This window comes from Desulfomarina sp. (assembly GCF_054039375.1).
The window spans coordinates 1-5,735 of record NZ_JBPLBA010000226.1 but is presented as its reverse complement, the minus strand read 5'-3'; the positions used below and the strand labels follow the sequence as shown (position 1 = coordinate 5,735).

Sequence of the window (5,735 nt, the reverse complement as noted above, 5' to 3'; positions counted from 1 at the left end):
CACCTTGATGAAATCACCATTTTCGTCCAGTTGAGCATTGCCGTAATCATTCACCTCAACTCCCCAGGAAACCATCTGCAGAGCGGTGGCGACATTAGCCTTGGTTGTTCGTGTTTTTGACGCTATTTCACGTAATCTGTCGGAATTATTACCAGAAGTTCCGTGCTGCGCACCATTTACCCCGTAGGGTTCCAGCGCTTTATGTATTTTTGCAGTAAGATCCACCTGAATTCCCTGGCCACTGGCCTCAAGACCATGGGAAGAGCCGTTGTTCAGGGCAATCCAGTCCGGAAAAATACCATAGGCATTCAACCCCTGGATCAGAAAAGAGGCGTCATCCACCGTGGACAACCCCTGGTTCCCCTTGATCTCTCCTACCTCGGTCTCCAGGCCGGCCCAGTCTGGTATACAGCTGTTGAGTTCAATATTTGCCAGCAGATTCTTGTCGTCGGTCATATGGGAAGCATCCACGGCAATGGAGGTGACTCCCGCATCAAACATTGAAGGAATCTCCATTTTGGCAAAACCGATATCATCCTCACTTTTAATTCCGTAATGATCCGCATGGACGGCCACGGGAATGGTAATACCGAGTTCATTACAGATACTATCCACGTAAAGGGCAAGGTTATAAAAATTGACAGGGCAATAGGTCGATTCTGACCTGGCTATTTCAACAATGATTGCCGCATCTGCCCGTTGCGCCGCCAGAAGTGCCCCACGAATAACAAAGGAATTTCGTCCATTGGCGGCAATGGTCATTGCTTTTCCCTTGGCCGACAGGGCCCGGTCAATAACCTTGCCGCTGACAATCAAAGCCTGGGAATATGGAAAAAGTTTCTTTATATTCGGCGGCCTGCCGATTTCAATCAGCTTTCTGAAATCCGTATTGGTACCCATAAAACACCTCCATAATCAAATTGTACTGTAACTACTTGTTTTAATTATCTCTGAACAATCATTATTGTTCAATGATGTGACAAGATACTCAAAAGGCAGGCAGGATATTCCCCCGGACCACATCTTACCCATCATTTCCGTGTCAGGGTTTATCGATTTCGGCACTGCTTCCGAAGCCGCCAAAACTCTTTTTCCCAAACAGCCGGACTGCCAGCACGCTTATTTCATATAAAATCATCAGGGGCACACCCATCATCAGCTGGTTGACGATATCCGGAGTCGGGGTCAGTATGGCTGCAATAATAAAATTGATTAAAATTGCATATTTCCTGTTTCTGTTCAAAAAAGCGACATTCACAACGCCTGCCTTGGAGAGAAAAACCATGAAAATCGGCATCTCAAATATCACTCCAAAGGCAAGAAGCAAACGAACCGCCAGGGAAAAATATTCGCTTACCGAAGGCAGGGAGGTGAGGAATTCGTTATTATACCCTACAAGAAAACGAAAAGCAGGTGGGAATACAACAAAATATCCAAATGCAGCCCCTCCGATAAAACAGAACGTGGAAAGAAAGGAAAAAGGGAGCAGAATTCGCTTTTCATGTTTAAACAGTCCCGGAGCTACAAAACGCCAGACCTGTGAAAAAACAACAGGAGAAGCAAGAAGGATTCCACAGACCAGCGCCAGTTTCAGATAAAAAAAAACCCTTCCTGGTACGATGTAAAAATAAGTGAGGTCCCTTCAGGCAAAACCGACGTCAGGGGTTTGAAAAACAAGCTGCCAATTGGCCTTATTACTGTATAGGAAATACAGAAACCGACGAATACTGCAATAAATGATACAATAAGACAGCTGCGCAATTCACGCAGGTGCTCAGTCAACCCCTGTTTCTCAAATTCCTCATTACTGTTGGCAGAATTCATATACGACTGTCTTTTGATAAAAGATCCTGAAATTTAATTACGTGCAAAACTCAGCCGGTAGCTTGTGAGCCTGGAATATACCTGTTTTATCATGCTTATCTTCAATCTGGCTGAGTTTCACGGGTAATCAGGTTTTTAAAATGCATTTTTTCAATAATCAGGTATACTTTTTCCTGGAAAAGCCCCCTGTAAAACCGATTCTTTACCATTTACATAACACTTTTGCAATGGTATCAACAGCAAAATCCGAAGTCACCTGGTTTGTCTATATTCTGCAATGTTGCGACAACACCCTCTATACAGGGATTACAACAGATATTGACAGAAGAGTGCGGGAACACAACTCATCCGCCACAGGATCAAAATATACAAAATCCAGGCAACCAGTTAAACTCGTCTACCGGGAAAACGCCCCCTCCCGTTCCGCTGCAGCCGCCAGAGAATTTCAGATCAAGAGACTGGACAGGGCAGGCAAGAAAAGACTTATAGCGAAAAATCCTGCCTGATTTTTTCAGAAACTGCGCGGGTCAGCTCAAGGACCCGCTTTGCCTGTGCAGAAGAAACAGTACCTGTTCCACAACTGGGAGTAAGCAGTGTCTGCTCAGCAATCGTAACCCTGTCAATTCCCAGGGCAGCCAGCTGATCCACCTGGCTGTACCACTTTTCCACCAGTGTATCCACAGACTCCATGTCTATGTACTCGGGATTTGTCGGAACAATACCAGAGGCAAGAATCCCCCCCCCGGCAAAAAATGTTTTTAAATGATCACCATACAAGATCAATTTATCGAAATAGGAATAAGCATCAAAACTGAGGATATCCACCCCTGATTCAAAAATCACAGACCATTCCGTATTGGCACAGACATGGACGCCGGTCAGACCATTTTCAGTCCGCACAGCCTCAAACACCTCGGAAAGGGAGGAAACAATGTCCTCATCACTGATGGTGATAAAAGCAGAAGATCCAAGACCGGCAAGGCCCGGTTCATCAAAAAACATAATCGGTTTCTCACAGAATTCCGCCATTTTTGCCACCTGCCACCGGGCCTTCAACCCAAGGTGCTTTACCGCGGCATCCCGTAACTGGTCATCATAAAAAATGGCACGGTCATCCTGATCCACCAGGCCGGTACAGAAGGTCACCGGGCCTGTGGTCTGGCCTTTCAGCGAGAGGAAATCACCTCTTCTCCCTGATGCCATTTCAAGAAATTCATAAAATCCCCGGGCACTCTGCTCAGACAGAACAAATCGTGAATCATTAATGTCTGCAGCACCCTCTGAAACCAGAAGATACTCTTCATAATAGGCAAGAAGCTCTGCTTCAAATCCGTCGCCAGTTGCGTCAACATAAACCTTGCCGTTTTTTTCTGAAATCCCCGGGAGACCGGGAATATATTGCAGAATCATCCCCTCCTCCTTAAAAACCGGGAGCTGGGGCCACAGGGGCAATTGTGGTGTATATTCAAAAATCAACTCAACAGACTGGCGGTGATCATTTAATGGCAGGCTGCCAATTAAAAGAGGGAGACATTGTGCTTTGAATTGAGACATTATTTTACCTTTTTATCTGAAAATTCCCGGCTGAGGGTTGTACTGCCGCAGTCGGGATCTTCATTGTTTTTTTAAGGCCGGGCCATAGACTCCGGCCATGCCGGCTTATCTAAAACCTGAACCCGTGACGGCTTCATGAATATTTTCGAGTAACGACTTGAAAAGTTCATATAAACTCATTAAAAGGACGCGTTTGCGACCGTAACTGCTTATTGACAAGAATAACTCCGGATTAGGAATTGTCATCCAATAATCGGAAGCAACGTTGAGGTAATTGGTCACAGGTGCCGCCCCATAAGGCAGGCCACCCCTTTTTCCAGCCCGTCCAGAGTCAATTCGAACATGGGGAAAATTGTCCTGATAACCTTAATCGTATGTGTATACTCCCATTGTCCGCGAGGAGTCGGATTCAGCCAGATTGCCGATTCAAAAGTTTCGGCCAGAAATTTAAGCCTCTCAATGCTGGGTTTACCACTTCTTTCCATGGCATATATTGATCCATCAGCGGCCATAAGCTCATAAGGAGCCATGGAAGCGTCACCGACAATGATCAGCCGCGTCTCCGGATCCAGCCGACTCAACTCATCAATTTTTACAGGTTGCCTGTATCTGGTCGAATCCTCCCAGAGGTAATCATAAATGGTATTATGAAAAAAATAGGTTTTCAGGTCCTTGAACTGTGACTCAGCATAACTGAACAGGGTTCTAACTATATTAACATAAGGATCCATTGACCACCCTCCGTTGTCAATAGCCAAGATAATTTTCAACCTGTCGACAATCCCTCGCTCAAAAACCAGTTCTATTTCACCACCATTTTTCATTGTCTGGTAAATTGAGGCATCGATATTGATCTGGTCCTGCGCTCCTGTCGGCACAAGATTCCGTAACCGTTTCAGAGCTTCTCCTATTGAGCTCCGCGTCAGGGGAGCCTCAGTCGAATAATCCCTGTACCTGCGCTCCGCAGCCACCTGAACTGCACTCCTGTTTCTGGATTGTCCCCCCACCCGCATCCCGCCCGGATGATAACCGGAGTGCCCTACGGGTGAAGTTCCTCCTGTCCCTATCCATTTTGAACCACCGTCATGCCGTCCATCCTGCTCCTGCAGTCTTTTTTTAAAATAATCGAGAAGTTCCTCCGGCGACATGGTGCTCATTTTCTTTTCATCTAATCCCAGAGCTCCAGCCATTGTCTTCGGGTCCCTGAGCCATTCCTGCAACAGGCTGTCAGCCAGAAAATCAAATTCAAAATCCTGCGGCAGTACAAGTGTTTCTCCCTCAAAAATATGTGAAAATACACGATCATAGAGATCAAAAAATTTTTCACTCTTCACCAGAATGGTGCGTGCAACGGTGTAGAAATCATCCAGGGATGCTACAAGTCCTCTGCTCATAGCCCTGTGCAGGGTAAGAAACGATGTCGGACTCACAGGAATTCCGGCCTCTTTCAACTGAAAGAAAAAATTGACAAACATGTATTATTATCCCCTGAAAAACCGCTTTTTCAATCCACTGTTGCCGGCCTGTATATAGTCACCGCTTTTCTTGAACAATACCCCAAGATAGGGAATTTCCCTGTCCAGCATCTCCCCATCCCTGAAATCAGGATCGGCCAGGAGCGCCCTGATCCAGTTTATCAGTTCACGTGTTGCCGGTTTCTTTTCAATACCCTCAATATTTCTCAGATTATAGAACGCCCTGATGGCATTTTCCGCCAGTCTTTTTCCGATATCCGGAAAATGCACCTGGATAATATTGCGCATCATTTTGGGCTCCGGGAAGGCAATATGATGAAAATTACAGCGACCAAGAAACGGATCAGACAGATCTTTTTTGGCATTTGAAGTAATGATAATTACCGGACGGTGTTTTGCCCTGACAACATCATCAGTTTCAATAATGTCAAACTGCATCTGGTCAAGTACATCAAGCATATCATCCTGGAATTCTGTTTCAGCCTTGTCAATCTCATCAATCAGCAGTACGCACCTCTCCTCCGCACGAAACGCCTGACCGATCTTTCCCATCTTGATATAAGCGCGGATATCACTCACATCCCGGCCTGAATCCCCGAAACGACTGTCATTAAGACGGGTAAGAGTATCATATTGATATAACGCTTCAACCAGCTTCATATTGGATTTGACGTTCAAAATGATCAATTCCATGCGGAGGCTGTCGGCAATTGCATGGGCAAGCATCGTTTTTCCCGTGCCGGGCTCTCCTTTCAGAAGAAGTGGCATCTCCAATGCCATGGATATATTGACGATTTTCGCCAACTCATCATCAAGAATATATTTCACCGCTCCATCAAATTGCTTCGTTGCCATAAACAGCCTCTTTATAAAATATCTAAT

5 protein-coding genes and 1 pseudogene are annotated in these 5,735 nt (G+C 45.7%); 1 reads left to right on the top strand and 5 read right to left on the bottom strand.

Features of this window, described 5'->3' with window-relative positions:
• The coding region (locus ACXLDX_RS12625; protein WP_457577544.1) for a class II fructose-bisphosphate aldolase at window positions 1-900 on the bottom strand (900 nt) is incomplete at its 3' end.
• Between the two features lie 142 nt (window positions 901-1,042).
• Window positions 1,043-1,824: pseudogene (gene tatC, locus ACXLDX_RS12620) on the bottom strand (twin-arginine translocase subunit TatC).
• A gap of 140 nt (window positions 1,825-1,964) precedes the next feature.
• Between tatC and ACXLDX_RS12615 the strand changes: the two are divergent.
• Window positions 1,965-2,330, top strand: coding sequence for a GIY-YIG nuclease family protein (locus ACXLDX_RS12615; RefSeq protein WP_457577543.1), 366 nt, complete (start codon window positions 1,965-1,967; stop codon window positions 2,328-2,330).
• Here the strand turns inward: ACXLDX_RS12615 and ACXLDX_RS12610 are convergent.
• From ACXLDX_RS12610 to ACXLDX_RS12600, 3 genes are all read right to left on the bottom strand, one after another.
• On the bottom strand, window positions 2,308-3,234 hold the full coding sequence (locus tag ACXLDX_RS12610) for a uroporphyrinogen decarboxylase/cobalamine-independent methonine synthase family protein (protein WP_457577542.1): 927 nt from the start codon (window positions 3,232-3,234) through the stop codon (window positions 2,308-2,310). The two genes, ACXLDX_RS12615 and ACXLDX_RS12610, sit on opposite strands and share 23 nt — an antisense overlap.
• A 422-nt stretch (window positions 3,235-3,656) precedes the next feature.
• Window positions 3,657-4,853: a vWA domain-containing protein gene (locus ACXLDX_RS12605; RefSeq protein WP_457577541.1), complete on the bottom strand. Its 1,197-nt coding sequence runs from the start codon at window positions 4,851-4,853 to the stop codon at window positions 3,657-3,659.
• A 6-nt stretch (window positions 4,854-4,859) separates the two neighbouring features.
• Window positions 4,860-5,708, bottom strand: coding sequence for an AAA family ATPase (locus ACXLDX_RS12600; protein ID WP_457577540.1), 849 nt, complete (start codon window positions 5,706-5,708; stop codon window positions 4,860-4,862).
• Between the last annotated feature and the right edge of the window lie 27 nt (window positions 5,709-5,735).